The organism is Acinetobacter sp. YH12045 (assembly GCF_013419925.1).
In the GTDB taxonomy this organism is placed as follows: Bacteria; Pseudomonadota; Gammaproteobacteria; order Pseudomonadales; family Moraxellaceae; genus Acinetobacter; species Acinetobacter amyesii.
This window is the reverse complement of sequence record NZ_VOZE01000002.1, coordinates 40,242-66,812: the sequence shown is the minus strand read 5'-3', so window position 1 is coordinate 66,812 and position 26,571 is coordinate 40,242. Positions and strand designations below refer to the sequence as shown.

Below are 26,571 nucleotides of genomic sequence, written 5' to 3'. Positions count from 1 at the left end.
TTAATAAATAATCACAATACAATCCCTATCGGGCAAAGAAATGTCACATTACGTAAACTTGTATGATTCGATATGTTGGATACCGTTTAAAGGAACGCACTATTTTCGAAAGATCTTATATTGGGAAACGAATTAGGCTGAGTGTGTGAAAGCCACAAAAAAAGCCCTCAATCAATGAGGGCTTTAATTTGCGATGTTTTAAATCTTTGCGTGATTAAGCTTCAATCGTTTGAACTGCAATTTTCTTTGCAGGATCAGTTTTACGACGTACCGCAGGTACTGGCTCACCATAGTATTGACGGTCAGCAAAGTAGCTTGAACGGACCATTGGTGCAGCCCAAATGTTTTTGAAACCAAGCTTTTGACCATGTGCTGTGTAACGATCAAACTCTTCAGGTGTAACGAAACGATCGATCGGTGCATGTTCTTTAGAGGGCTGTAAGTACTGACCAATGGTGACATAGTCAACATCGTGTGCTTTTAAGTCGTCTAATAACGCGATCACTTCTTCTTCAGTTTCACCAATACCGACCATCAAACCACATTTGGTTGGAACATCTGGGCAGTATTCTTTAAACATTTTTAATAAGTTTAGAGAGTGTTGGTAGTCAGAACCCGGACGCATTGCTTTATACAAACGTGGCACGGTTTCAATGTTGTGGTTAAAGACATCAGGTGGACACTCCGTCATAATACGAAGGGCAACATCCATACGACCACGGAAGTCAGGAACTAGAATTTCCAAAAGTGTTTTTGGACTCAAGTCACGAGCTTCTTTAATACAGTCAACAAAGTGCTGTGCGCCGCCATCAACTAGGTCATCACGGTCGACCGACGTAATTACGGCATATTTCAAACCAAGATTGGCAATGGTTTCTGCCATGTGACGTGGTTCATCTGGGTCAAGAGCATTAGGACGACCATGCGCAACGTCGCAGAATGGGCAACGACGAGTACAGATATCGCCCATAATCATAAAGGTTGCAGTACCGCCACCGAAACATTCAGGTAAGTTCGGGCAAGCCGCTTCTTCACACACGGTATGTAATTTTTGTGCGCGCAAAGTTGTTTTAATACGTTGAACTTCATCAGGGGCAGCCATTTTGACCCGAATCCAGTCAGGCTTACGAGGCGTTTCAACCGTTGGCACAACCTTCACAGGTATGCGAGCGACTTTTTCTGCGCCACGAAGTTTTACACCCTGTACAGGTTTACGGTTCTCAGACATATTCAACTTTTCCACTGTTTTTGACGAGGAGATATTCAAAAAATTAGCTCGATCATTATAGCGGACTTGAGCTTAAATAGGGGGAAAACGATATTCATATAATAAATGTGGTTATCACATAATATATGTGAGCTAAATATCCAAAAAAGTTAGGATATACGTCATAATACAGCCTAGATTAAAGAATATTTGTAAAGGAGCGTTGAATGCCACGTAAGAAAGAGGTCGTTAGTGGAACTTTCGTGAAATACGATGCGGTAGTTCTGGGTTCTGGCCCTGCGGGTGAAGGCGCTGCAATGAAACTTGCTAAATCAGGTAAGCGAGTTGCAATTGTAGATATGCGTGAACAGCTTGGTGGTAACTGTACCCATGTAGGAACAATTCCAAGTAAAGCATTGCGTCAGACCGTTTCAAGCATTTTACGTTACCAACGTGACCCTATGTTCCAAAAAGTCGGTGAATGGAAACAGTTCACGATGAAACAGGTGTTACGTAATGCGCATAAAGTGATTCAACAACAAGTTGAAACTCATTCACGTTTTTATGACCGTAATAAAATTGATATTTTCCACGGCCGTGCGTATATCCAAGATCAAAACACTGTTTTGATTTTTAGCAATGAAGGTATGACGGAAACTTTAGTATTCCAGCAATTAGTGATTGCTACAGGTTCACGTCCTTACCGTCCAGCTGCTTTAGACTTTAATCATCCTCGCGTATTTGATTCAGACAAAATTTTGGATCTGGATTATTCAATCCAAAAAATCATTATTTATGGTGCAGGTGTGATTGGTTGTGAATATGCGTCTATCTTTATTGGTCTAGACCACAAAGTTGATTTGATCAATACACAGCACAAATTACTCAGTTATTTAGACGATGAAATTTCAGATGCATTGTCATATCGTTTACGTGAGCAGGGTGTACTGATTCGCCACAACGAGCAGATTGATCATCTTGAAACACATGATGATCACGTGGTTCTTCACTTGCAAAGTGGTAAGAAAATTAAAGCAGATGCGATTTTGTGGTGTAACGGCCGTTCTGGTAATACAGATGGTTTAGGCCTAGAAAATGTAGGTATTAAACCAAACAGCCGTGGTCAATTAACCGTGAATGATCAATATCAAACTGAAGTAGAGAATATCTTTGCTGCGGGTGATGTAATCGGTTGGCCTTCACTTGCATCTGCTGCATATGACCAAGGTCGCTGTGCTGGTTCTAACATGAGCGGTGAAGAAGGAATTGCACCTGTAACGGATATTCCGACAGGTATTTATACGATTCCTGAAATTTCTTCGATTGGTAAAACTGAACAACAGTTAACTGAAGAAAAAATTCCGTATGAAGTAGGTCAAGCATCTTTCCGTCATTTGGCACGTGCGCAAATTACAGGTGACACCGTGGGCGAGCTTAAAATCTTGTTCCATCGTGATACTTTAGAAATTTTAGGTGTTCATTGCTTCGGTAATAATGCTGCGGAAATTATTCACATTGGTCAGGCTGTTATGAACAGCCCGAACAATACGATTAAATATTTCGTAGAAACCACATTTAACTATCCGACTATGGCGGAAGCGTACCGTGTTGCAACATTGAATGGTATGAACCGTTTATTCTAAGGTTAAATTGAACTTAGAATGTACAATGAAAGACCCGTAAGTTTCGGCTTGCGGGTTTTTTTATAGTTAGGATAAAGTGTATGCAAAATATACATTCAATCTACTTATAATCATCAGCATTTCCAACTCATTTTAGGTAGCTTATGACGATCCGTTCAGTGACCATTCAAGGTTTTCGATCTATTCATCATATGAATCTGACCTTGTCGCGTCTGAATATCGTCAGTGGTCCGAATGGTTGTGGTAAATCCAATCTATATAAAGCAGTACGTCTCTTGCATGAAGCTGCAAATGGTCAATTATCCCAAGCTATTGCAAATGAGGGCGGGATTCAAAAAATCATGTGGGCAGGTGGTCACCGTGCGGGTGATCGATCGAAAGACCCTAAGCGCATGAAGCTTGCAGTGGAGATGGAGCATTATGAATATCAACTTGAAATTGGTTTTCCTGAACCGCTCATCACCTTGTTTGCACTCGATCCTTTGGTCAAAGTTGAAGGAATTTGGTTAAGCGGTTATCAACGTCGAAAAATGAGCGAGTTGTTAGAGAGAACCAACCAAGCGGCATTTCTTAAAAATATTGATGAAGAACGGATTGCTTATCCGATGTCTTTAACACCTGAAGAGTCGGTGTTTGGACAATTGTCCGATCCACATTTATACCCCGAAGTTTCACAAGTGCGTGAGACCATGAAAAACTGGCGCTTTTATCATGAGTTTTCAGTCAGTGGAAATTCACCGATCCGTGTCCCACAGGTGGGCATTCGTTCGCCAGTTTTAGCGCATGATGGTACAAATTTAGCCGCGGCTTTTGAAACCTTGCGTGAGCGGGGCAACAGTGAAACCTTGTTTGAAGTACTAGAAAAAGCCTTTCCGCAGACCCAATTTTATGTGCAGGAAATGGGAGGGCGCTTTCAAATGATGATGCAAAAGCAAGGGATCTTAAGACCTTTAGAAAGTGCAGAATTTTCAGATGGGACTTTACGGTTTTTGTGTTTAGCTGTGGCTTTATTGAGTCCAAGACCCCCAAATTTCATGGCACTGAATGAGCCTGAAAATAGCTTACATCCCGATTTATTACCTGCCTTGGCGATGCTGATTGCCGAAGCAAGCCGCTATACGCAGCTTTGGTTGACCACACATTCCAATGAACTGGTTGAAATGATCAAACAGTATAGTGATGTGCAGCATTATCAACTAGATCAAGTCGAGGGGAAGACCGTGGTCAAGGGCGCAAGCTTAATCGGTGAGGATTAGATTATTCCTTTAGCTATAGTTTTTTTGCTTAAGTTTAAAAAGGTAGAAAAGTTAAAAAAGCATAATAGCCGATAAAACTGCTTATTAAGCTAAACCAGACTGGCAGCTTGCTGCGAAGTAAAGCAATAACGACGGCAACAAATATAAAGTCCGTCCATTGAATGATGTATTTCTGGCTCATTTGAAATAGTAGACACAGTAATAGACCGACGACAGCTGCATTGATTATTTTTAAGGTGCCAAAAAGCATCGGGTATTTCATCAACTTATTCCAAAACGGTAATAAGCCAAACAATAATAAAAATGATGGTAAAAATATCGCTAACGTCGCGAGTACAGCATTTAAGAGCAGCACATCAGTCATGGGTAAAAGTGTGCCGAGATAGGCGGCGAAACTAAACAAAGGTCCTGGCATGAGTTGTGCAAGGGCATAGCCTAAGTCAAAATTTTCATTACTGATCAGTCCTGTAGAGACAAAGTCCTGATGTAAAAATGGCAAAATAATATGTCCACCACCAAAGATGAAGGATGCTGTGCGGTAGAAGCTTTCTAAGCTAAATGCCAAGACACTGCTGTGTTGTATATCGAAGAATGGCAGAACGAAAAAAGGGCTGATAAAGGCGAGAAGCCATAACCAAGAGGTGCAAGTATTTTCATGTGCATTCCGGCTAAAATTGTCATGTTTTGGTGGAACTGTTTTGGTGATATTTGGCTTTTTGTTGTGCAAGTTATTTGACGATAAAACTAAACCGATAATTGCAGCGCATAAAATCACCAAAACTTGATTTAGAGAAAATTGAAAGAAATAAATAAAAAATGCAGCTAAAAGCATGACTAGATACTGAAATTTTGTTTTACAGAAGCTTCGCATCATTTGCCAAAATGCCCATGCAACAACGGCTAGTACAATTAACTGAATAACATGAAAGAATAAAGTTGAGAGTTGATTACTGAGTTTTATACTTAAAGTGGCCGCGGCATACATCAGCAGGGCTGAAGGTAAAGTAAATCCTAACCATGCAAAACAAGCACCTTGATAGCGGTTGAGTTGAAATCCAATCGCCATGCCGAGCTGGCTACTTGTTGGGCCTGGAAGGACTTGAGCCAAGGCAAGCAAATGCGCATATTCATGCTCTGTTATCCATTTTTCTTGTTTCACAAAATATTGAAAAAACAACACCAAATGTGCCGCAGGTCCACCAAATGCAATACACCCTAATCTTAAAAAGGTGAGAAAGATGACAAGGTTTCGTTGTGGTTTGGACTGGCTCATGCGTTACCAATATTTAAAATCAAAAGTAAGGTTATGAATTTCTAAAGGATAAAATTATGAAAGTTAAAAGATCTTAAAGGCTGATTATTGCAGGAGTATGTAAATCCTGCTTCAAAAATATTTTGAAGTGCTTAGCAGGGAAAAAGATAATTGGACGAAGTGACATAGTGCTGTCCCACATGCACATGGCGTCGGTTTCCGCCGCTGATTAGCATCAGCACATACACATAAAAAATTGTCTAAAAATGACTTCTCCAAAATCAGACACCTTATCAGAAATTTTGAGCGCTTTATTGAAGTGGTTGATGAGTGGCGTTGCATCGTTACTTTCAATCATGGCATTTGCAGATGATCAGCTACCGGCTACACAAGCATTAGCAAGTTATTCAGATCAAAACAGTTGGCAGGAAATTCAGCACTATCTACCCAAAGAATACCATTTAGACGAAACGCAGCGACCCAAAGAAGAGTGGTGGAACTGGCAAGGTCATACTGTTCACTTAGATACTTATCGGAATCCACAGGCAAAAGTGAAGGTGATTCTGTTTCATGGTGTGGGAACAAATGGTCGACAAATGTCGATGATTTTGGGTCATCCTTTGGCACAACGTGGCTATGAAACTATCGCTATTGATATGCCCGGTTATGGCCTCACCCAAGTCAAAAAGGGCTCAAAAATTCGTTATGATGATTGGGTTCAAGCAGGTAATGACCTCATTGAAGCCGAGCTACAAAAAGATCATCGTCCTATCGTTTTGTATGGGCTTAGTGCAGGTGGTATGTTGACCTATCACGTGGCGGCAAAAAATAAAAAGGTGAAAGGTATCGTCGGTATGACCTTTCTAGACACTTCAAATAAAACTGTGCGTGATCAAGTCTCTTTGAATAAATTTATGAGCCGCGTGGGCAGCCCACTGGCTCATGTGACAGCACATACACCATTTTCAGCATTGCCAATGCCGATGCGGTGGGTAAGTAAAATGCATCGCTTGGTGAATAATGACGCAGCATTGCAGGTCTTTTTAAAAGATAAAACGTCAGCTGGGAATAGTGTATCGGTTAAATTTCTAGATTCGTATTTATATTATAAAAATGACACGCCACCGGAGCAGTTTGATGTCTGCCCAATTTTACTAACGCAGCCTGAACAAGACCGCTGGACGCCTTTGGCTTTAAGTCAGCCATTTTTAGCACGGATTCACCAAGTTCCAGTCGATGTCGTGCTGTTGAAAAATGCAGGACATTATCCTTTGGAACAGCCGGGACTTGAGCAAATGGTCAATGCAATAGATGCGTTTTATCAAAAAGTCACGCAATAATCTGTTGAAAGCGTGATGCGTAATTCATACCAACATAGATATAAAAAAACCGCCAGAAGGCGGTTTTTTTATTGGGACTTTATCGTGGAAATATTTAAGCAAAATGACCATGTTGAAAATCATAAAATGCCTGACGTATTTCATCTTCAGTATTCATGACGAATGGTCCATGTGCCGCAATGGGTTCATTTAAAGCTTCGCCACTTAAAATAAGCAGTTTGGTTGCTTCAAAAGATTTAAGTTTCAAAGACGATACTTGGTCACTGACATATAAAGTCTGTTTCGCATCAAAGCGTTGACCTTCGATTTCGATCGCGCCACTTAATATAAAAATCATGTTATTCCACTGTGGGTTGAATGAGAATTCCTGTTCAGCATTTTCATTCAAGCGCACATCCAACACATTCATCGGGCTAAAAGTTTCAGCTGCGCCCAATGTGTCTTCAAATTGGCCAGCAATGACGCGTACCACACCAGCATTTTGTGCAAGTTTAACTTCAGCAATATTGGCTGTAGTCAGTTCTTGATAGCGAGGTTCAGTCATTTTCGCATGACGAGGTAAATTGACCCAAAGTTGTACCATGTCTAAATTTCCGCCTGTTTTGGCAAAATCTTTAGAATGATGTTCTTCATGCATAATGCCTCGACCCGCAGTCATCCATTGCACTTCGTCTTTGGCAATGCTGCCGTGATTTCCTTTAGAGTCAAAATGCTCCAATTCTCCTTCATAAACAATGGTTACTGTTTCAAAGCCACGATGTGGATGTGACCCAACACCACGTTGATGATGACTTGGAGAGAAATGATATTGGCCGGTATAGCCCATAACGAGGAATGGACTGGTTTGATTGCCCATTTCTTGCATAGGGAGCATAGAGTTTGTTGGGAAGCCATCGCCCACCCAAGTCCTACGATCACTATGATAAACACGTTTGATTGAATTCATAATTCAGCCCTCAATTTATTGCTTCTGAGATCTATTATTGAGGTATAGTGAGGGAATGACAGGGCGAAAAACTCAACAAATTATTCTAAAAATGAAATAATGATGCAAAATTTAAATGACTATTACTACTTCGTGCAAGTGGTGAAATACCAAGGTTATACCAAAGCCAGTGAAGCATTGGGTATTACAAAATCTAAGCTATCACGCCGTATCACAGAATTAGAGACCCGTTTGGGTGTACGTCTGATTCAGCGTAATACGCGAAAATTTACAGTAACTGAAATAGGACAACAGTTCTATTTGCATTGCTTAAAAATTTTAGAGGAAGTCAGCGAAACGGAAAACTTTGTGCTTAGTACGTTGAATGACCAACTCTGTGGCCAAATTAAAATCTCTTGTCCTCTGGCTTTAGTGGAAATGCCTGTTGTAAAAATGGTCACCGATTTTATGCAGCAATATCCAGACATCAGTGTGCACCTGATGGCGACCAATCATCGGGTTGATGTCATTGAGGAAGGCGTAGATTTAGCAATTCGTGTTCGTAATATGCCTTTAATGGATAGTGATTTGATCGTTCGAGATTTAGATGCTTGGGATCATGTTTTGGTGGCATCGCCACAACTTTTCTTCGAGCGTGAAATACCACAGCAATTGGCTGAGATTCAAAATTTTCCGTGTATTGGTTTTGATCGGCCTAAACATTTTTGGGATTTCCGACATCGTGAAAAAAGTGAAACTCAACAAATTGAATTTCATCCACGCTTAAGAACTGACAGTTTTAGTGCCATGATTTCTGCTGTTATTTCTGGCGTGGGAATCGCTTCTTTGCCCAAAGTGTTTGTACGTGATGCTTTAAAAAGTGGTGAGTTAATAGAGCTATTTCCTGAATGGCAATTGCCGCAAGGGGTCATCCATGTTGCCTACGCGACACGACAAGGCATGCTGCCGGGTGTGCGTGCGATGTTAGACCATTTGATTTCAGGTTTTAAGGCCTTAGATATAGATCATCCGTAATTTGAGCGGTGTTCTTATTGTTTTAAAATTTTAATTATTTGGAGTTATTGCTCAAACACGGATTTTGCTGTTTTATTTATTTTTTATTGTTGGTATGACATTCAACATTAGTATGGTCGTCCTCCTGCTAGGCTAATTCGCTTTAATAAGCGGCGTTGGTCTGAAGGGAAAGGGCGGCGTGAGTGTAAAGTGGCTTGGTTATCCCAAAATACAATGTCACCTTCTTCCCATTGATGTTCATATCGAAACTCAGGTTTCAATATATGTTCACGTAAGGATGCAATCAATTCACTGCCTGACTGATCATCGTAGTGAACCAATTCCACTTCAGATCGTTCATTTAACCACAGACCTTTACGGCCACTTTCTGGATGGGTACGTACAAGTGGATGTGGATAGGCATGTCCAACAATCGGTTGGTCTTTGAAACGATATAGCGGTGTAGCGTCATATCCCGTTGTGCCTTTATTATTTTTGGCACGGACAAATGGGTTGTAGGTAATGAGTTGAAGTTGGTCTAAATGTTTTTGTGTCGCTTCATCTAAAGCTTCATAGGCTTTAATGGTGTTATACCATGAGGTTTGTCCACCGTCTTGTGGTAGTTCAATGGCATAGAGTAATGAACCAAAAGATGGCAGCGGAGTCCACTGATGGTCTGCATGCGCAGCCAATTCACCATGTCCAGTATAGTCACCTTTGCCGACTGCATTTGAAACGGGTACCACGTCTGGTGGTGTACCGGTATCATCTTGTGACGCTAGCACAGGAATATCTGCACCGGGACGGAAGATTGAACCGAAATAACTTGCAAACGCGAGATACTGTAAATCATCTAGACTTTGATGTTTGAAAATTAAAATCAAGTGTTCTGCCAGCGCTTGTTTTAAACGATAGATGGTTTCCCCAGACTGTGCTTTACGCGCATCTAAACCATAAACCACAGCCCCCAAAGCTTGGTCATGTTGCGCTTCAATACGAATTTCATTGCCATCTTGAAATTGTTCTGCTTGATGCCAACGTGGAGCATCATGGATGGCTTGCGAAAGTTGAGTTAATGCGGTCATTTCATAAGTTCTCAATTTGTTCTTTATTGAGACTTAATCTATGGAAGAAAGCACAGGATGGAAAATTAAAAAATAAGCTAAGTTTATGAAAAAACGTATTATTAATACTAATATGCTGAAAATGCAGCTTTTATTGAATCGTGTAGAAAATAGCTAAAAAACTGCTGTTGTAGTGTTGATAAAACAGCAGTTTGAATTGGAATTAAGGCTTCTATGCGTCTTTAATGTGCACAAAACGCTTGGTTAAAGTATTCGAATAATTCAGGCGTTTGGCTCCATAAGCCGATGGATAAGGCCAACAAGGCCAGAATACTGATGGCAATACTGAGTCGGAACCATAATGTTGAATTAGTCATGAATGACACTTTCCTCATTAACCATGAAATGTACCAATACCCCAAAAATACTCAGGACAATCGAAAAAATCCAAATGGCATTATAGTTACCGGTCATATCGTGGTTCACACCACCCAACCAGCCACCAAAAAAAGAACCGACTTGGTGTGTAAAGAATACGATGCCACTGAGCATACTGAGATATTTAACGCCAAACATATTGGCCACAATACCGTTGGTGAGTGGTACGGTAGAAAGCCATAATAAACCCATAATGACGCCAAAAGCATAGATTGTCCATGTACTTAAAGGCAGCAAAAGAAAGGCAATAATGGCAATGCCACGTAAACCATAAAGTCCCATTAACAGCTTTGGTTTGGAATATTTGCCACCGAGCCAACCAGCTGTGTAGGTGCCGACAATATTAAACAGTCCAACGAGCGCTAGGAAAATAGTGCCCGTAGTGGCATTAAAGCCATGATCGATTAAATATCCCGGAAGATGGATGCCAATAAACACCACTTGGAAGCCACAGACAAAGAAACCGAGTGCTAGAAACCAAAAGGGTTTATGCTCCCAAGCCAATTGCAAAATTTGTTTAAAAGTCAGAGAGGCTTCATGCGTATTGGTTGCATTTGGTACAACATACATTGGTGCTTTTAGCATCCAAGCTAAAGGAATAATAAGCGCAATTAAAATGGCGCTGACCACCAAAGCCGAAGACCAACCCAATTTTTGCAATAGCAGTAATGTAGAGGGCAGCATAATGAACTGACCAAAAGAACCTGCTGCACTGGCAATACCCATGGCTAAACTACGTTTGTCTGGATGCGCTGCACGTCCTACGGCAGAAAGTAATACTGGAAATGATGTGGCTGAGAGAGCCAAACCTAGGATTAAACCTGCGCTTAAATTAAGCAGTAAACCGGTGGAGCTGATGGCCATGAGTAATAGCCCTAGGGCATATAATGCACCCCCGACGGCGACCACGATCTTACTGCCATATTTATCTGCAAAAGCCCCGGTAATTGGCTGTACAGCACCCCAAATTAAGTTTTGCATGGCAATGGCAAGGCTAAATACGTTATGTCCCCAACCGAATTCATCACTCATCGGCACGAGATAGAGGCCAAATGCATGACGCACCCCTAAAGACAATGCCAAAATAATAGCACTGCCAATGAGCATGTAAATCAGGGGCTTTGAGAAACGAGTATCAGACATACAGCAGGCTACATTCTTTAAATTTAATCCAATGGTATTCGAATAAACGCAGAGTTGCGATTAAATTTAATTCACCAAACAATAAATTTTTTTTATAGGTAACTATGGATGAATAAAGGAAAATGACACAGCCGAAATTCAAAAGTGTTTAAAAGAGATTGAAGAGATAATTCAAAATAAAAGACCATATATAGCCTAATAAAAAAGACGGCTGTAGCCGTCTTTTTTTATATTCAGGTTATTAATTAGAAACGCATACCGATACCTGCATATGCAAGGATCGGGTTTACTTCAATATCAGCTTTAGATTTGATCAGTTCGCCGTGTGTCGCATCTGTAACGGTAATGGTGGTTTCATTTTGAAGGTGTGCATAGCTGACAGAACCAACAGCAAACCATTTATCATTGAAATCATAAGTGAAGCCCACCGTCGCAACCGGAGCAAATACATCAGTTGCCTCTAAATCAACTTTTGGATTAGCCTTACTTGGCTTTCCTTCTAAAGAGGCGCCTGCATTACCTTCTTTAATGTTGGCAATCATGTGACCTGCGGCAATCAAATCTTTCTCAATTTGTGGATTCATTTCCAATTCATTGAAGTAGGCATACATCACGCCTAGACCCACATAGGGACGGAATTTATTGACGCCAGTTTTACCGAAGTGATATTGGATTTCAGCAGCCGGAGTCCATGCACGTGCAGAAGCTGCTGCACCATGTGCGCCTAAGTCGGTAATGAAAATATCATTTTCAAGTTCAAGATTTCCCAGTGCACCGCCTAGTGGTTTTGCAATGGCTGAAAATGGCGCGTAAATTTTCCCTGAGCCTTGTAAATCAACTTTTGGCGGAATACCCGCTTTCATTTCTAGTGATACATTGTCAGTGAAGAAATAGTTGGTCATGATCCCAAGCGTGGTGACGTCGTCTGCTTCAATACCTGTCCCTGGATTGTCCCATTGTTCAAGTCCTGAAATCGTGGCTTTACCACTCATTGAAGCAGGAACTGTGTCCAAAAGGTTTAGCGCACCTGCTAGCAGCGGAGGGACTTTGTATCCTTCTCGAATATTGTCTTTTACTGTTTGTGTTTTAACATCACCAACTTCTGCCTCATAGCCTTCATTGATGGCAGTATTTACACGAAATGGCTGCGCTTTACCTTGTGGCATAACATGTAAAGCACCAACAGAGACAGAAAAACGTTTGAAGCCATCGCCATCTTTTAAACTAAAATATGGTGAGTCTGCATGACTGATGATTGGTAGGGCAGCCATTGAAGCAGCAATGCACAATACACTTTTTTTCATTTGAAAGGACTCCATGTCCGTAAATTGATAATAATTTTTCTAAGTGCTCATTATTCAAAATTAGTGCGTAAAAAATGTTATAGAAAACAAGAATAAACGTAATAGTCCTGTAACATTCTTGATGATTTGTATTATTTGAAGGCTTTAATTGGGTATTTGTGTAAAAAATCGAACTTTTTTGAAATTTAGAAATGCTTCTATCTATTTGTAAATATTAAATATTTATTGACATAAATGACAGTGAATTGATTTGTTTAGGTCAATAAAATAGTTTAAAACGACCATATTCAAAGCAGTTTTTTGCTTTGTTTTCCTCTACAGATATAAGTCATAGGTCATTGTTGAGTCGTTATATGTTAATCGTGGTTAATCTCTTAAAGCCTTTTACACCAAAACCATTTTTTTTGTACAATAGCACCAGATTCAATTGAGTTATTCGTATGAGTACGCAAAACCCTCCCAAGAAAAAGGCTTTAGTTAATTTGCCTTTTCCGATTAAAAAAGCTGAAGATAATGCTTCGGATGAAATCTTTGAAGATATGCGTCCAAAACCTCAGCGTTATGCTGATCGTACTTGGATGCCACCACGCGGTACACGTCGTTCGATGGGTAAGCGTTAAGAGATTTAAATAAAAAAGCCATGATTAAAACCATGGCTTTTTTATTGCAAATTATTGATGTTAATTGCGTATTTCAGACTGAATTCTACGGTCATTATTTAGATAATACTTTTTCTTCTGACGATACATGTCAAGATCAGCACGTTTAAGCATATCTTCCATTCGCTCATTCAAGATATTGGTGGCAGAACCAATCGATATACTCATCGGTTGATTAGAATAAAATTGGTTATCGACCAATAACAACTCATTCAAACTTTGTAAACAATTTTGCAATGCTGCATCATCAGCACCCGGTAAAAGTATGACAAATTCATCACCGCCAATGCGCGAAGCAGAATAGGGCGTATGCTGAATAAGTTGGTTTAAAATGTTGCCCAGACGTCTGAGGATACTGTCACCAGCATCGTGCCCAATACTGTCATTGAGTTCTTTTAGTCCATTCAAATCCATAAAAATACAAGAAACAGGACGTAATTGATTGCGTTCGAGACGCTTGAGTTCTGCTATATAAAATGAACGATTATAGAGTTTGGTCAATACGTCGTGCTTACCTAAATACTCGAGATAATTTTCAGCCTTTTTACGTGCGGTAATATCGGTTAATGCAACCTGCACGGTGCTCCAGTCGTCGAGATAATCGGGAAATACGGTAAATTGCAGCAAGACGTGGCGAATACTGCCATCAAGTGCATAATTTATAGCTTCACGTTGATGATGTAAATTACCATTCCAAAGTTCAATCAACTGTTCTTTAAAGGTTTGCAGCATCTCTTTGGCAAACACTTTATGTACATTTTTGAGCAATATTTCTTTGTCCGAAGCGCCAAACAAATCAAGGGTGGCCTGATTAACGTCAACGATCAATATTTCCTTAATACACTCTTGTACAAAATCGGGGTGAACATCCAAAAATGTCACAAAATCTTCTATACCTAAAGCGCGAAGCTGATCTAATTTTATTTTAATCCGGCTGAAATCTTCTACCCAAAGAGAGGTTGGCGAATAATGGAAACGCGCTTCTGCTAAATGACGACTTTGTTCTTGTAAACGGCAAGCTTCGGTATAAGACGTGATATCTTCAGTTGTAATTAAGACTGCTGATAAATCCTGCTCATGATTTGGTAGGACGATGCCTTTGAGTTGAATGTCTAAACGTTGCCCACTGAGTGTATAGTTTACGGCAGAATGGGAAAAATGTGTTTCCCCATTCCATAATGCAACCAATTCTCTAATATGTGTTTGACACATCTCCGCCTGAAAAACGAGATCAAGGTTTTGACATAAATGTTCAATATTACGCGCTTGATACAGTTCTAACGTTTTTGTGTTGACCTGTAAGATTTTTATTTTTCTTGCACATTGCAGAATACGTGATTCATCTTGTTGAAGAAAAGTGGAGAGATCCTGCACACCTTGCTGACGCCAGAGATCAAATTGTTTTTTGACTTCACTGTAATCTTCAAGCCACATGGCAATGGGGGATAGCTCAAAAAAAGGAGAATCTAGCATGTCTATTTTATGTGCTCGTCATTCTTCATGATAATTACAGCATGTAGTATAAGACGAAAAAAATGATATTAAAATAATGTGATATGTAAAATAAACTTTATTTTTAATGTGACTTAAGTCGCTAAAAGTCATTAATCCACCTTAGATAAAAAGCCAATGTAGACTTTGGCTTTTTTGGGGGGAAATGAGGTGAAAATAGTCTTTAGCGGCTGGCTTTACGAGCTTTATTTTCAGGCTTTGGTGCAGCGATTTCACGTTCAGCTTTCCAAACATCAATAAAATCTTTTTCATTAATATTGTACAGTTCAAGTAGGGCTAAAATGACACCGCCAAACATCATTGGGCCTTCTGAGTTGCTTTGAAACTCAAATATTTTCCCATTCAGGGCATGCAAAATATCTTCAATTTCAAAAATACGGTCACGACCATTGCTATCTGTCGGGTACATTTGGGTATTCAGCACAATTTTCGCAAGACTTTTTTCATTATCTGTTAAGGCTAGAACATCAACCAATTCATCTGCCGAAGGTGCAAAAATTACCGAGTCTTGAAAAATTGTATGTAGAAGTTTCGAAGTAAGTTTAGGTAAAGCTTTTTCAACGAAAGGACGGAATGAAATTGGAAAAATAACATTTCTAGAAATCCCCTTAAACATGGGAGCAATTTCTTCAACTTTATAGCCAGCGACACCACAGCCAATCGACGTAATGAAATATTTGGTCTTCGGATGATTCTTGGTATAGATTTTAAAATCATCAACATAATGTTGAATCTGAGACAATGGCATTTGTTGTAAATGCTCATTCATTGTTGGAATAGCAAAACTTTGACCAGCCCATCCACGACCAATACCATTCATTGCACCAAAATGCTCTAGGGCAGTACGCGCTGCACCGCCAGTATGTTGACCTGCCATATTGCTGCCAAAAACAAAAATAGTATCTTCGGGTAGGTTTTTAACAATACTTTCGTCATGATATTGGTAAGTCATAAGTTTGATCTGTGGCGTCCTTTTGTTCATGTTGCAGGTGAAATTTATATAGGTCAAGTATCAATAAGGGATAAATGAACGCTTTATTCTTGAGTTTTTATAGAGCCAACAGTTTCCTCAAGAAAAACATGCGAAATCAGGCGAATTATTTTTCAAACATGAGAAAAATCTGTGTGGGTATGTTGAATTATAATTTTTCAGTCTGTACACGCCTCTGGTATTTACATAAATTTAGCGTTGTTTTGTGCAACTTTGCCCTCATAATAAAGCCATATAAAACTGTTGAATTGAAGAAGAGTGTGATGCAGGAACAGCCTTTTGAACTGGTAACACAATATCAGCCGGCAGGTGATCAGCCTCAAGCGATTGAGAAATTGGTGAAGGGGATTGAAAAAGGAATGCATGATCAGTTGCTCTTAGGGGTAACAGGTTCAGGTAAAACCTATACCATGGCAAATGTGATAGCACGCACGCAACGTCCAACGATTATTATGGCGCATAATAAAACTTTGGCTGCGCAGCTTTATGGCGAGTTTAAAGCCTTCTTTCCGCATAATGCCGTGGAATACTTCGTCAGTTATTATGACTATTATCAACCCGAAGCCTATGTTCCATCTTCAGATACTTTTATTGAAAAAGATTCATCAATTAATGATCATATCGACCAAATGCGTCTTTCGGCAACACGGGCATTATTAGAGCGACGTGATGCGATCATTGTAGCGTCAGTTTCAGCTATTTATGGTCTGGGTGATCCCAATGCTTATATGAGTATGCTTCTGCATATCGTGGAAGGAGACCGTATTAGCCGTGATGATATCATCCGTCGTTTGGTGGAAATGCAATACACCCGAAATGAACTCGAATTTTTACGGGGCACATACCGTATTCGTGGTGAAATTATTGATATTTTTCCTGCTGAATCTGATCAAAATGCCATTCGAATAGAGTTATTTGATGATGAAGTTGATTCAGTTCGATGGTTTGATCCATTGACGGGCAGAATGGTCCGTAAAGTGCCACGGATTACGATTTACCCAAAAAGCCATTATGTAACACCTAAAGATAATTTACAGCGTGCAATTGGAACGATTCGTGAAGAACTCGCAGAACGACTAGGATTCTTTCGTGCAAATGATAAATTACTCGAAGCACAGCGTATCGAACAACGTACACGTTATGATTTAGAGATGATGCAGCAGCTTGGCTATACCAACGGTATTGAAAACTATTCACGCCACTTGTCTGGCCGTCCTTCTGGTGAAGCACCTCCGACTTTGTTTGATTATGTACCTGATGATGCTTTATTAATCATTGATGAATCGCACGTTACCGTTCCGCAAATTGGGGCTATGTATAAAGGTGACCGTTCACGTAAAGAAAATTTGGTCAATTACGGTTTTCGTTTACCAAGTGCGCTTGATAACCGCCCAATGAAATTTGAAGAATGGGAGCGGATTATTCCTTCGACGATTTATGTCAGTGCAACGCCTGCACATTATGAAATGGAAAAGTCTGAACAAGTCGTTGAGCAAGTGGTTCGACCCACAGGTTTGGTCGACCCTGAAATTGAAATTCGTCCAGTGTTAACGCAAGTGGATGATGTATTGTCAGAAATTAATAATCGTAAAAACTTAAATGAGCGTGTATTGGTTACGACATTAACCAAACGTATGGCAGAAGATTTAACTTCATATTTGAAAGAATATGGTATTAAGGTCGCTTATTTACATTCTGATATTGACACTGTTGAACGAACTAAAATTATTCATGAATTGCGTTCAGGTGTATACGATGCAATTGTTGGGATTAACTTGCTGCGTGAAGGCTTAGATATGCCAGAGGTGTCTTTAGTCGCCATCTTAGATGCTGACAAAGAGGGGTTCTTACGTTCTGAGCGTTCTTTGATTCAAACCATTGGTCGTGCAGCGCGTAACTTAAACGGTAAAGCGATTTTATATGCAGATCGTATGACTGACTCAATGCAAAAAGCCATTGATGAAACGGATCGGCGTCGTAATTTACAAATCGCCTTTAACCTTGAACATGGCATTACGCCACGCAGTGCTGTACGCCAAAACGTTAATGATATTGATACTGGTGAAGTGCTCACAGATGATGAAATCGATGCAAAAATTTCAGATCAGGCCAAGGCATTAACTGCAGATGAACGTCATTTGATGTCTGATCCAAAACTTTTAGCAAAACATATGAACAAGCTGGAAAAAGAAATGCTAAAAGCGTCTAAGGATTTACAGTTCGAACAAGCCGCTCGATTACGCGATGAAATCTTGCGTTTAAAAGCACAGATGATTTCATAATTTTGTTAGACAAGATGCGGAATATTGTCTGAATTACATACATAATTCAGACAAGAAAATGATTTTTAGGGCAATTTTTTCGGCTAGAGTAAAATCACGAGAGAAAGAATTACTTAATTTTCATCGAATGTTTTGCATCGAAATGAGGCATAAAAATGACAACAACGAATCTTCCGAAAGCTGGTTTTAAACTCGCAAAAATTGCACTTGGTGCAGCAGTGTTAATTGGTTTGGGTGCAGCCACAATGGCCTATGCACAGACGAAACCGTTACAGACTGTGGAAAAAGTCGAGCTCGATCGTTATTTAGGTATGTGGTATGAAGTAGCTCGTAAGCCTATGGTTTTTCAAAAAAGCTGTGACCGTGATGTGACTGCGGTTTACACGCTAAATGAAAATGGCAACATTAATGTAAATAATCGCTGTGTATCTAAAGATGGTACCAAGAAGCAATCACTAGGGGAGGCATTTGTACAAAATGCACCGTTTAACTCGAAATTAAAAGTTAGTTTCTTACCAGAAGCAATTCGTTGGTTGCCTGTGGGGCGTGGTGATTATTGGGTACTCAAAGCCGATGAAGACTATCAAACAGTTTTGGTGGGTGAGCCACGTCGTAAATATATGTGGGTTCTTTCTCGTTCGGCTCATCCAGATCAGGAAGTGATTCAGGAATATCTAAATTATGCTCAATCTGTTGGTTATGATTTATCAGATATTATTCATACCAAGCAGACAGTGAAACCTAAAACCTAAATATTTGAAAAAATGCTAAAAAACCATGCCTGTGCATGGTTTTTTATTTGCTAGAATGTCCAGGTGAGAAGCTTGATTGATCAAGCAAAATATCAAGATTATGTAGTCATTTTGACTGGAGTGAAAGATGTATAAAGGCGTTGCATTGTCTGTATTGGCATCGGTCACTTTCGGTATTTTGTATTTCTTTACCATCTTTTTAAAACCTCTAGATAGCGAGCAAACTTTTGCATGGCGCATGTTGGCGACCTTGCCATTTTTAACCTTATTTATGTGGTGGATGAAAGATTTAAACAAAGTCAGTGAAATTTTTTGGCGAGTGGTCAAGCAGCCGATCTTTCTGATTTGGTTGATCATTAGTTCTTTTTTATGTACTACACAGCTTTGGTTGTTTTTGTGGGGGCCGATTAATGGCCGTGGACTAGAAGTTTCTTTGGGTTATTTTCTACTGCCTTTAGTGATGGTTCTAGTCGGATGTGTACTGTATAAAGAAAAGCTGTCTAAATGGCAGATGGCTGCCGTGGCACTGGCAATTTTAGGGGTCGGCCACGAAATTTGGCGCATTGGCAGCATCGCGTGGGAAACAGTTTATGTCGCTGTGGCTTATCCAATTTATTTCTTTTTACGTCGTACCTTTAAAACCGATCATTTAGGTGGTTTTTGGTGGGATCTTTGCTTAATTTTGCCTGTAGCCTTTTATTTAGGATTTATTCATAGCGATAGTTTAGCGCTGATGTCGTTATTCCCGTATCTGATTTTGGCGGTTTTAGGACTGGGTTTTCTGAGTGCGCTTGGCTTAGGTAGCTATATGTTGGCGAGTCGTTATTTGCCATTTGTGATTTTTGGTTTGTTGAGTTATTTAGAACCCGTGTTGTTAGCTTTTGCATCCATCGCATTGGGGGAGCGAGTAGAAGCCGAAGAATGGCTGACCTATATTCCAATTTGGGGTGCGGTATTGTTATTGGTGATAGAAGGTGTTTTGCATCTGTTTAAACAAAAGCAAAATGAACGTGCGCTAGCAAAAAATGTAAAAGCGTTAAATGATCGAATCGATTCTTAAACTGAAAATGCTGGTACGATAAATTGATCAGTTTACAATTAATGCTTGCTGTTTTTTAGTAAAATCTTAAACTTAGAAAACTACAACAAGCCATGATTCAATTTATTGTTTAGGAAGAACAGCATTGAATGATGGTGTACAAAAATATTTATTTTAGATAAAAATAAACTGAAATCGATAAAAGATCGATTAAAGAACCAAGATACAGGAAGCAGTCAGTGGTTGTCCCATTTCATCTAAGCGCAAAACTTTTACAGCTACAACCCGTGCTGGATCAGCATTGGCAGAGTATCGTGTCTGAAGTGTGCACTGATCTTGATCAATCCAATTTAGCACAGATACAGCGGGTGTTATTGCAAAAAGGTATTCGTTGGGAGTCTTCATCACAGTCGTATCAAAGCGATGTACCGATGAATTTGGGCATGCTGATGAAAGTACTAAAATATGATGTCATGCGTGAGCATGCACAGTATTTGGCAACACAGCTTGAAGAACTTCGAACATTGACAATGAGTATTCAAGTTGCGCAAAAATTAGAAAAAAACCTATCCTATATCAATAAAATAGATGCAGAAGAAGATTTTGAATTACAGTATGAAAAAAATGTATTACATCAGCATTTCATTTTAAATGCCGCACAAATCATTCGTGAAATGGATTTGAATGCGCCGAGTGATGCACGTCAACTCACTGCTCTGCAAGTTAAAATTTTCTTGATCGAAATTTTCTTAAAGTCACATATGTTAGGGCAAGTTTTTGATGCTTCTATACCAAAATCATCTGAGGTTTGGCAACATCCGATTTTTAAATATTATTTAAAGCGTGAACAAAAAACGCGATATTTACAAATTGTACAAACATCTGAGTTTATTTATATTTTGTCGCCTGATTTAGATTGGACGACGCAGTATTCAGCAACTCGGTTTTTATCAACAAAGCATAATGAGGCCTTAGCAGACGAAATTTTTGATGGGGTGGCCATAGATTTAAATACTGCTTTAGAAAATCAACAGATCGAACAATTAAAATTTCGAGTCTCAAAGTTGGCATCCATTGCAGGTTTTATACATTTAGATCTGCAAAATTTAATGCAGCAACTACATACACGGGTAGATAAGCATCTACTTTTAATACTGCATGTAGAGGATGCTACTCAATTAGCGACGGTTTTACCTGCTTTTGAGCAGCAGTTCAATACATTGATATTGAAGCCCTTACATCAGACTGTTCAATATCAACTGAGTGAGCAGATACAGCATGACTTTGTATTTTTCCATAGCATGCAAATATCTCAGAAGCTCATCACGAGTCTAAACGTCTTGAGTAGTTGCCCTAAGTTTGAGGCAAGTTTGGAGTTAAAGCGACTGCGACTTCAACTACAGGCTTGGCAGGTGCTTTTGTTGAAACGGCGTACGCACATTTTTCATGTTCAAAATGAAGATGATTGGGAGTTACATCATCAGCAGTCACAGCAAATTCATACGGCGTTGAAAGCGCTCTTGCAGCCGAACGAGGATCAACAGAAAATCTTTGCTGCTGAAGCCGTCGTAGAAAATACGGGTGCCCATGGCGCGCATGTTGGATTTTCCAAACGCATGACGAAAACAGGGGATTATGAAAGCCTTGAAGCCGATGCTTTAAAAGCGCAGCAGCAAAAAAAGCGCCAAACTTATATGCAGGTTTTAATGTTGCTAAAGGAACATGCGTCACAGCTCGTCAATCTCGATTTTGAGCCATGTGAAAATGCCTTAAAGGTGCAGTCTTTTAGTGATCGGAGATATTTTGCGATTAGTACTGGAGAGAATGGTTTAAATGCACTACCGAAAATATTAGAGCTGAGTGTAAATTTCTTTGATTTTAATTTGGAAAAGTTTGCTGAGAATCTGAAAAATTAACAGAATTTTAAATATTGATCTGACTTTAAAACTAATGTTAGGCAGTAACATTAGAGGCGTAATTTGATCCAAATAAAAGAACGATACGCGGTAATGTTATCCGCAATTGTCTAAGACAAGGTTACTTCTAATAAAAAATGTTTTTGCGATACTTTGAATAAATTGACGGTAGTGAACGAGTTTTGCGGTGAGGAGCATTGCTCCGCAAGATGGTTTCCTTACGAAGCTTCGCTTCTCATTTTGCCAAATGAGAAACAACGTTTCGTAAGAGTACCTCCAGCTGAAGGCTAAACACTTTATTCAAAACTCAGGTGTAAGATTCCATCGAATATTCTTAAAAATCATTTAAAAATGTGAAATTATTATTACGAGCTTAGCATCAGTAAAAATACTATAAATTGAGCAAAATAAAAAAACAGCACAATTTGAAAAATATAAATATTCGTTCATCTTTGAGCTAAATCTGCTGAGATCTGGTTGATAAAACTACATTTGAAATTTTGTGACAAAAATCTGCGAAAAAGCCTGTTTTTCAACTTTCGGCTATAAAATCATAATACTAATCATGATTATTTTGAAAATTGATAGTGAATATATAACAAAATAACCTTGTCGAAATCTGCTTTTAGATTCATTAATTTTCAGTTTTCCATTACAATTGTGGGGTTTTGAAATTTATGCTTAGATTTACAATTAATTAGAGGACGTATCTGTGAGCAAAGACACTATCGTTGCCCTACATGCAGAGCACCAAGGTCGCTGGAAAAACCGTGAAGAAATCGCGGAACGTATGATTGCCCTAGTGGGTCAGTTATATCGTGAAAAAAACATCGTAGCTACAGTATACGGTCGTTCTTTAATTAACCGTTCGGTTATCCAAATTCTTAAAGCGCATCGTCGTACTCGCGTACTTGACGTTGAACTTTCAGTTGTGAACACTTTCCCAATTCTTGAAGCTTTGGCGAAAATCGAAAACATCGGTACTGCTGAAATTGATCTTGGCAAACTTGCTGTTGAGTTCAAAGAAAAAGGCGGTGATGTTGACGCATTCGTTGCTGACGCTGTGAAATCACTTGAAGGCAATGCAACTAACGTTGAAAACCGTGATGTTGTACTTTACGGTTTCGGTCGTATCGGTCGTATCCTTGCACGTTTGATGATCAGCCAATCTGGTCTAGGTCGTGGCCTTAACCTTAAAGCAATCGTTGTTCGTAAATCATCTGACGGTGACTTAGAAAAACGTGCGTCTTTGTTACGTCGTGACTCTATTCATGGTCCATTCGCAGGTACGATTTCTGTTGATGAAGAAAACGAAGCAATCATTGCTAACGGTAACTTCATCAAAGTGATCTATGCGTCTAACCCATCTGAAGTGGATTACACTGCTTACGGTATTAACAATGCACTTGTAATCGATAATACAGGTAAATGGCGTGATTCTGAAGGTCTTGCACAGCACCTTAAATGTCCAGGTGCTGCACGCGTAATTCTAACTGCACCTGGTAAAGGTGATATGAAGAACGTTGTTTACGGTGTGAACCAAGCTGACATCCTTGATGAAGATACAATCATCTCTGCTGCAAGCTGTACAACAAACGCGATCACACCAACACTTAAAGTGTTAAACGACAAGTACACAGTGATCAATGGTCACGTTGAAACAGTTCACTCGTTCACAAACGACCAAAACTTGATCGACAACTACCATAAAGCTGACCGTCGTGGTCGTGCTGCTACTTTAAACATGGTAATCACTGAAACAGGTGCTGCTAAAGCTGTTGCTAAAGCACTTCCTGCTCTTCAAGGTAAATTGACTGGTAACTCAGTACGTGTACCTACTCCAAACGTATCTCTTGCAATTTTGAACCTTACTTTGGGTCAAGATGTTGACCGTGAAGAAGTGAATGAATACATTCGCCAAATTTCAATCAACTCTAACCTTCAAGGTCAAATCGGTTATACAAACTCAACTGAAGTTGTATCGTCTGACTTTATCGGTTCACGTACTGCTGGTGTGTTTGACGCTCAAGCGACAATCGCTTCTGGTAACCGTTTAACTGCTTATGTTTGGTACGATAACGAAGTGGGTTATAGCTGCCAAGTATTGCGTATTGCTGAGCAAATGGGCGGCGTAAGCTATCCAAAAGTTCCTGCTGAAACTAATGCTTAATTAGTTCACGCTGTAAAAAAAGGGCCTCATTTGAGGCTCTTTTTTTATCTAAAGAGTATGGGTTAAAAACTTAAGGCATAGATGACGAATGGATTGATCAAAAGCATCAAAAGTTCTTGTTTTTTCTGCCACTGTTAGATGAGTGTGAGTCATTTATAATGAAAAGCTGACTAAAATGTTCAAGTTTTAAGTTGATGAAATTATTAAAGAATTAAATACAAAAAATTGCAAACTGGTTTGTATAATGTGTTCAAAATGAGACTGTAAAAAATAAAAAGCAAAAGGAATTTAGTTTGCAAGCAAAGCACATGCTCAGTGGATTGGCATTTATTGTGTTTGCTGCGCTCTGTGGTGTACTTATCGCCATTTGGGTGTTTAAGCACTTTAATATTTATATCCCGCTAGAAAATCAGAACGTCAATATTGACCTGCAAGAGCCGTTACAAGCTGAAGTCAAAATTCATGATGCCTTGGATGTGGACGTGACAGGGCGGGTGAATGCTGAAATTCCGATACATGAAAATTTAAATATTCCCTTAACTCAAACGCTGACACCACGGGTGTATTTTGATAATCAAGTCCCGATTAAGACCACGATTCCAGTGCGTGAAACTTTGAAAGTGAATCAAAACCTTCCTGTGAATACCAAAGTGAAAGTTAAAGTCATGGGGCAGGATGTGACTTTGCCGCTCAAAGGTGATATCCCGATACAATTGGATATTCCAGTAAATATGAATGTGCCTTTGGAGCAAAAAGTACATTTAAAATTTGATGCGCCAGTCAAAACCGTGCTGAAAGAAAACCTACATATTCCACTAAATGCAAATTTAAAAACCAACATTCCTATTGAAGGTAATTTAAATGTTCCAATTAAAACGGCATTAAAAGCGACAGTGGATGTGCAAAATACGTTGCCGGTTCAAATTAAAAAGGGTGAATTGGTAATTCCACTAAAAACAATGCGACTCAACAGAGAGCATGCCAAAACTGAAGCGAAAGCTCAGGAGTAAGCCATGTGGATATTTCAATCGGCGAAGCGCATCATTTTGAGTTTTATCGCAGTTGCGTTATTGGTTGCGGTACTATTTTGGTTGTATTTAAATATTTATGCGTCGATGCAAGTACGTGCAAAAAATGCTGATATTCAATTGTCGCATTCACTACCCACCAAAATTTCCGTTGGTAATTATTTGCAAACGCAGTCTATTGGGACTCTGGATACGCAGATTGCTTTAGATCGGAAGCTGCAATTACCCTTAAAGGGAAAATATCTGGCAGATTTGCAGTTTAGTGTAGAGGTTCCGATCTCAGTGGATATTGATTATTCCACCAATATTCAAATTAACCAGACGATGCCGCTTGAGGCGACCACAGATTTGGTGATTAAAAATAAACTCGTGCCGAAATTTCCGTTAAAAATGGACATTCCTGTCAAGTTAGATGTGCCTTTTCATTTGAAAAGAACCTATAACATTCCTATTCGAATTAATTTTAATGGCCCTGTGTATTTTGAGTTTAATGAAAAAGTTGATTTGCATGTAGTACATCAGTTTGCACCACAGCTAAAACTGAATGACCCGATGACCATGCGAAAAATCGCAACCTTTAATGCCACGATGTACAACGCAGAGCGTAATACCAAGGCAAATTTAGATATGAATATGGATTTGCCGATAAAAAATGTACATCCATAAGTTAGATTTAACTCAAAAAAAAGCCCGAATCAATTCGGGCTTTTTTGTTGGTTTGATCTTATTTTAAAGCAGCTTCAACAGCACTACGTAGAGAAGTGGTTGGGTGACCGAGTAACTGTTCCAAGTCCTTACGATCACTTTGCATTGCACCGTCAATGCTGTTGATATCAGCATCGACGATCACATCTACAAGACCAGCAGGTAAGCCAGCTTGTAATAGGCCTTGTGTGTAGTCTTCTGCAGTTAAATTTTGATAGTGAACATTTTGACCTGAAACTTGCTGTAGGGTTTCAGCAAGCTGTGCCAATGTGAAACTGTCTGAGCTTGCAAGTTCATAGGTTTTATTCTCATGACCAGAGCTTGTAAGTACTTTTGCAGCTGCTTCAGCATAGTCAGCACGGGTCGCTGCATTAATTTTCCCATCCTTTGCTGCACCAAATAAGGTACCTGTTTCAACCACATGCCCTGCAGCAGCAAGATAGTTCTCGACATACCAGTTATTTCGTAAGAAGGTATAGGTTAAACCACTAGCTTGAATCAGGCTTTCTGTTTCACGATGTTCTTGAGATAAACCCAATGGTGACGTATCTGCACGTAACAGGCTGGTATAAGCAAGATATGGAACTTTCGCTTCTACTGCAGCATCAATTACGGCTTTGTGTTGTGGAGTACGACGACCAATTTCATTGGCAGAAATAAGTAATAATTTATCGACACCTTGTAGTGCAGGAACCAGTGTATCTGGTTGATCATAGTCAAAATGACGCAGTTCGATGCTTTGAGCTTGTAGGGATGCTGCTTTTTCTGTTGAGCGAACTAAAGCGATGATGTTTTCGGCTGCGGTTTCTTTCAATAAAAATTGAAGGACCAATTGGCCTAGTTGACCTGTTGCACCTGTAATTGCGATTTTCATATTTAAACCCTCTGATTGTTGAATAAATGATCTTGATGGTTGAATCTTAATCTGTTA

22 protein-coding genes are annotated in these 26,571 nt (G+C 39.5%); 12 read left to right on the top strand and 10 right to left on the bottom strand.

What is annotated here, in order from left to right; genetic code table 11:
* Positions 1–214 precede the first annotated feature (214 nt).
* On the bottom strand, positions 215–1,228 hold the full coding sequence (gene lipA / locus FTU02_RS03970; protein WP_180004941.1) for a lipoyl synthase: 1,014 nt from the start codon (positions 1,226–1,228) through the stop codon (positions 215–217).
* Between the two features lie 206 nt (positions 1,229–1,434).
* On the opposite strand from lipA, the gene sthA reads away from it, so the two are divergent.
* Complete coding sequence (gene sthA / locus FTU02_RS03965; protein WP_078190237.1) at positions 1,435–2,850, top strand: Si-specific NAD(P)(+) transhydrogenase; 1,416 nt, start codon at positions 1,435–1,437, stop codon at positions 2,848–2,850.
* Between the two features lie 143 nt (positions 2,851–2,993).
* Entirely contained in the window at positions 2,994–4,106 is a 1,113-nt protein-coding gene (locus FTU02_RS03960; RefSeq protein ID WP_180155971.1) for an AAA family ATPase, read from the top strand.
* 34 nt (positions 4,107–4,140) lie between these two features.
* Here the strand turns inward: FTU02_RS03960 and chrA are convergent, their stop codons facing one another.
* Positions 4,141–5,379: a chromate efflux transporter gene (chrA, locus tag FTU02_RS03955; protein ID WP_180155968.1), complete on the bottom strand. Its 1,239-nt coding sequence runs from the start codon at positions 5,377–5,379 to the stop codon at positions 4,141–4,143.
* Between the two features lie 335 nt (positions 5,380–5,714).
* On the opposite strand from chrA, the gene FTU02_RS03950 reads away from it, so the two are divergent.
* On the top strand, positions 5,715–6,698 hold the full coding sequence (locus FTU02_RS03950; RefSeq protein ID WP_257231748.1) for an alpha/beta hydrolase: 984 nt from the start codon (positions 5,715–5,717) through the stop codon (positions 6,696–6,698).
* A 94-nt stretch (positions 6,699–6,792) separates the two neighbouring features.
* Here FTU02_RS03950 and FTU02_RS03945 read toward each other — a convergent pair whose 3' ends face one another.
* Positions 6,793–7,644, bottom strand: coding sequence for a pirin family protein (locus FTU02_RS03945; protein ID WP_180155964.1), 852 nt, complete (start codon positions 7,642–7,644; stop codon positions 6,793–6,795).
* Positions 7,645–7,746: 102 nt separating this feature from the next.
* On the opposite strand from FTU02_RS03945, the gene FTU02_RS03940 reads away from it, so the two are divergent.
* Entirely contained in the window at positions 7,747–8,658 is a 912-nt protein-coding gene (locus tag FTU02_RS03940; protein WP_180155962.1) for a LysR substrate-binding domain-containing protein, read from the top strand.
* Positions 8,659–8,765: 107 nt separating this feature from the next.
* On the opposite strand, the gene FTU02_RS03935 is transcribed toward FTU02_RS03940, so the two are convergent.
* The 4 genes from FTU02_RS03935 to FTU02_RS03925 form a co-directional block, all read right to left on the bottom strand.
* Complete coding sequence (locus tag FTU02_RS03935) at positions 8,766–9,722, bottom strand: TauD/TfdA family dioxygenase (RefSeq protein WP_180155960.1); 957 nt, start codon at positions 9,720–9,722, stop codon at positions 8,766–8,768.
* Between the two features lie 221 nt (positions 9,723–9,943).
* On the bottom strand, positions 9,944–10,078 hold the full coding sequence (locus tag FTU02_RS16300; protein WP_257221407.1) for a hypothetical protein: 135 nt from the start codon (positions 10,076–10,078) through the stop codon (positions 9,944–9,946).
* Positions 10,071–11,282 carry an MFS transporter gene (locus FTU02_RS03930; RefSeq protein WP_180155958.1) on the bottom strand — a complete coding sequence of 404 codons (1,212 nt, stop codon included), beginning with the start codon at positions 11,280–11,282 and terminating at the stop codon, positions 10,071–10,073. Before FTU02_RS03930 ends, FTU02_RS16300 begins: the two co-directional genes overlap by 8 nt.
* A gap of 245 nt (positions 11,283–11,527) precedes the next feature.
* Positions 11,528–12,586 (bottom strand): OmpW family protein, encoded by a 1,059-nt coding sequence (locus tag FTU02_RS03925; RefSeq protein WP_180155957.1) that lies wholly within the window; start codon positions 12,584–12,586, stop codon positions 11,528–11,530.
* Positions 12,587–13,026: 440 nt separating this feature from the next.
* Here FTU02_RS03925 and FTU02_RS03920 point away from each other — a divergent pair, with 440 nt between their 5' ends.
* Entirely contained in the window at positions 13,027–13,206 is a 180-nt protein-coding gene (locus FTU02_RS03920; RefSeq protein ID WP_078190224.1) for a hypothetical protein, read from the top strand.
* Positions 13,207–13,266: 60 nt separating this feature from the next.
* Here the strand turns inward: FTU02_RS03920 and FTU02_RS03915 are convergent, their stop codons facing one another.
* Together FTU02_RS03915 and FTU02_RS03910 are read right to left on the bottom strand one after the other, a co-directional pair.
* Positions 13,267–14,724, bottom strand: a complete 1,458-nt coding sequence (locus FTU02_RS03915; protein ID WP_180156140.1) for a sensor domain-containing diguanylate cyclase — start codon at positions 14,722–14,724, stop codon at positions 13,267–13,269.
* A gap of 196 nt (positions 14,725–14,920) precedes the next feature.
* Complete coding sequence (locus FTU02_RS03910; RefSeq protein ID WP_180023438.1) at positions 14,921–15,709, bottom strand: hypothetical protein; 789 nt, start codon at positions 15,707–15,709, stop codon at positions 14,921–14,923.
* 299 nt (positions 15,710–16,008) lie between these two features.
* On the opposite strand from FTU02_RS03910, the gene uvrB reads away from it, so the two are divergent.
* The 7 genes from uvrB (at position 16,009) to FTU02_RS03875 (ending at position 25,601) form a co-directional block, all read left to right on the top strand.
* Positions 16,009–18,030: an excinuclease ABC subunit UvrB gene (gene uvrB / locus FTU02_RS03905; RefSeq protein ID WP_180040495.1), complete on the top strand. Its 2,022-nt coding sequence runs from the start codon at positions 16,009–16,011 to the stop codon at positions 18,028–18,030.
* A gap of 155 nt (positions 18,031–18,185) precedes the next feature.
* On the top strand, positions 18,186–18,782 hold the full coding sequence (locus FTU02_RS03900) for a lipocalin family protein (protein WP_180101905.1): 597 nt from the start codon (positions 18,186–18,188) through the stop codon (positions 18,780–18,782).
* 127 nt (positions 18,783–18,909) lie between these two features.
* Positions 18,910–19,842: an EamA family transporter RarD gene (gene rarD, locus FTU02_RS03895; RefSeq protein ID WP_078191878.1), complete on the top strand. Its 933-nt coding sequence runs from the start codon at positions 18,910–18,912 to the stop codon at positions 19,840–19,842.
* A 218-nt stretch (positions 19,843–20,060) separates the two neighbouring features.
* Positions 20,061–21,737 carry a hypothetical protein gene (locus tag FTU02_RS03890; RefSeq protein ID WP_180155955.1) on the top strand — a complete coding sequence of 559 codons (1,677 nt, stop codon included), beginning with the start codon at positions 20,061–20,063 and terminating at the stop codon, positions 21,735–21,737.
* Positions 21,738–22,449: 712 nt separating this feature from the next.
* Positions 22,450–23,907, top strand: coding sequence for a glyceraldehyde-3-phosphate dehydrogenase (locus tag FTU02_RS03885; RefSeq protein WP_078191876.1), 1,458 nt, complete (start codon positions 22,450–22,452; stop codon positions 23,905–23,907).
* A 308-nt stretch (positions 23,908–24,215) separates the two neighbouring features.
* Positions 24,216–24,917: an MFS transporter gene (locus FTU02_RS03880; protein WP_143221649.1), complete on the top strand. Its 702-nt coding sequence runs from the start codon at positions 24,216–24,218 to the stop codon at positions 24,915–24,917.
* A 3-nt stretch (positions 24,918–24,920) separates the two neighbouring features.
* Positions 24,921–25,601: a hypothetical protein gene (locus FTU02_RS03875; protein ID WP_078190209.1), complete on the top strand. Its 681-nt coding sequence runs from the start codon at positions 24,921–24,923 to the stop codon at positions 25,599–25,601.
* A 58-nt stretch (positions 25,602–25,659) separates the two neighbouring features.
* Here FTU02_RS03875 and FTU02_RS03870 read toward each other — a convergent pair whose 3' ends face one another.
* Positions 25,660–26,514, bottom strand: a complete 855-nt coding sequence (locus FTU02_RS03870; protein WP_180155953.1) for an SDR family oxidoreductase — start codon at positions 26,512–26,514, stop codon at positions 25,660–25,662.
* Positions 26,515–26,571: the final 57 nt, after the last annotated feature.

Bases quoted from the DNA above. Each gene is read 5' to 3' on its own strand.
- lipA (WP_180004941.1), bottom strand. From the start codon at position 1,228: ATGTCTGAGAACCGTAAACCTGTACAGGGTGTAAAACTTCGTGGCGCA.
- sthA (WP_078190237.1), top strand. From the start codon at position 1,435: ATGCCACGTAAGAAAGAGGTCGTTAGTGGAACTTTCGTGAAATACGAT.
- FTU02_RS03960 (WP_180155971.1), top strand. From the start codon at position 2,994: ATGACGATCCGTTCAGTGACCATTCAAGGTTTTCGATCTATTCATCAT.
- chrA (WP_180155968.1), bottom strand. From the start codon at position 5,379: ATGAGCCAGTCCAAACCACAACGAAACCTTGTCATCTTTCTCACCTTT.
- FTU02_RS03950 (WP_257231748.1), top strand. From the start codon at position 5,715: ATGGCATTTGCAGATGATCAGCTACCGGCTACACAAGCATTAGCAAGT.
- FTU02_RS03945 (WP_180155964.1), bottom strand. From the start codon at position 7,644: ATGAATTCAATCAAACGTGTTTATCATAGTGATCGTAGGACTTGGGTG.
- FTU02_RS03940 (WP_180155962.1), top strand. From the start codon at position 7,747: ATGCAAAATTTAAATGACTATTACTACTTCGTGCAAGTGGTGAAATAC.
- FTU02_RS03935 (WP_180155960.1), bottom strand. From the start codon at position 9,722: ATGACCGCATTAACTCAACTTTCGCAAGCCATCCATGATGCTCCACGT.
- FTU02_RS16300 (WP_257221407.1), bottom strand. From the start codon at position 10,078: ATGACTAATTCAACATTATGGTTCCGACTCAGTATTGCCATCAGTATT.
- FTU02_RS03930 (WP_180155958.1), bottom strand. From the start codon at position 11,282: ATGTCTGATACTCGTTTCTCAAAGCCCCTGATTTACATGCTCATTGGC.
- FTU02_RS03925 (WP_180155957.1), bottom strand. From the start codon at position 12,586: ATGAAAAAAAGTGTATTGTGCATTGCTGCTTCAATGGCTGCCCTACCA.
- FTU02_RS03920 (WP_078190224.1), top strand. From the start codon at position 13,027: ATGAGTACGCAAAACCCTCCCAAGAAAAAGGCTTTAGTTAATTTGCCT.
- FTU02_RS03910 (WP_180023438.1), bottom strand. From the start codon at position 15,709: ATGACTTACCAATATCATGACGAAAGTATTGTTAAAAACCTACCCGAA.
- FTU02_RS03900 (WP_180101905.1), top strand. From the start codon at position 18,186: ATGACAACAACGAATCTTCCGAAAGCTGGTTTTAAACTCGCAAAAATT.
- rarD (WP_078191878.1), top strand. From the start codon at position 18,910: ATGTATAAAGGCGTTGCATTGTCTGTATTGGCATCGGTCACTTTCGGT.
- FTU02_RS03880 (WP_143221649.1), top strand. From the start codon at position 24,216: ATGCTCAGTGGATTGGCATTTATTGTGTTTGCTGCGCTCTGTGGTGTA.
- FTU02_RS03875 (WP_078190209.1), top strand. From the start codon at position 24,921: ATGTGGATATTTCAATCGGCGAAGCGCATCATTTTGAGTTTTATCGCA.
- FTU02_RS03870 (WP_180155953.1), bottom strand. From the start codon at position 26,514: ATGAAAATCGCAATTACAGGTGCAACAGGTCAACTAGGCCAATTGGTC.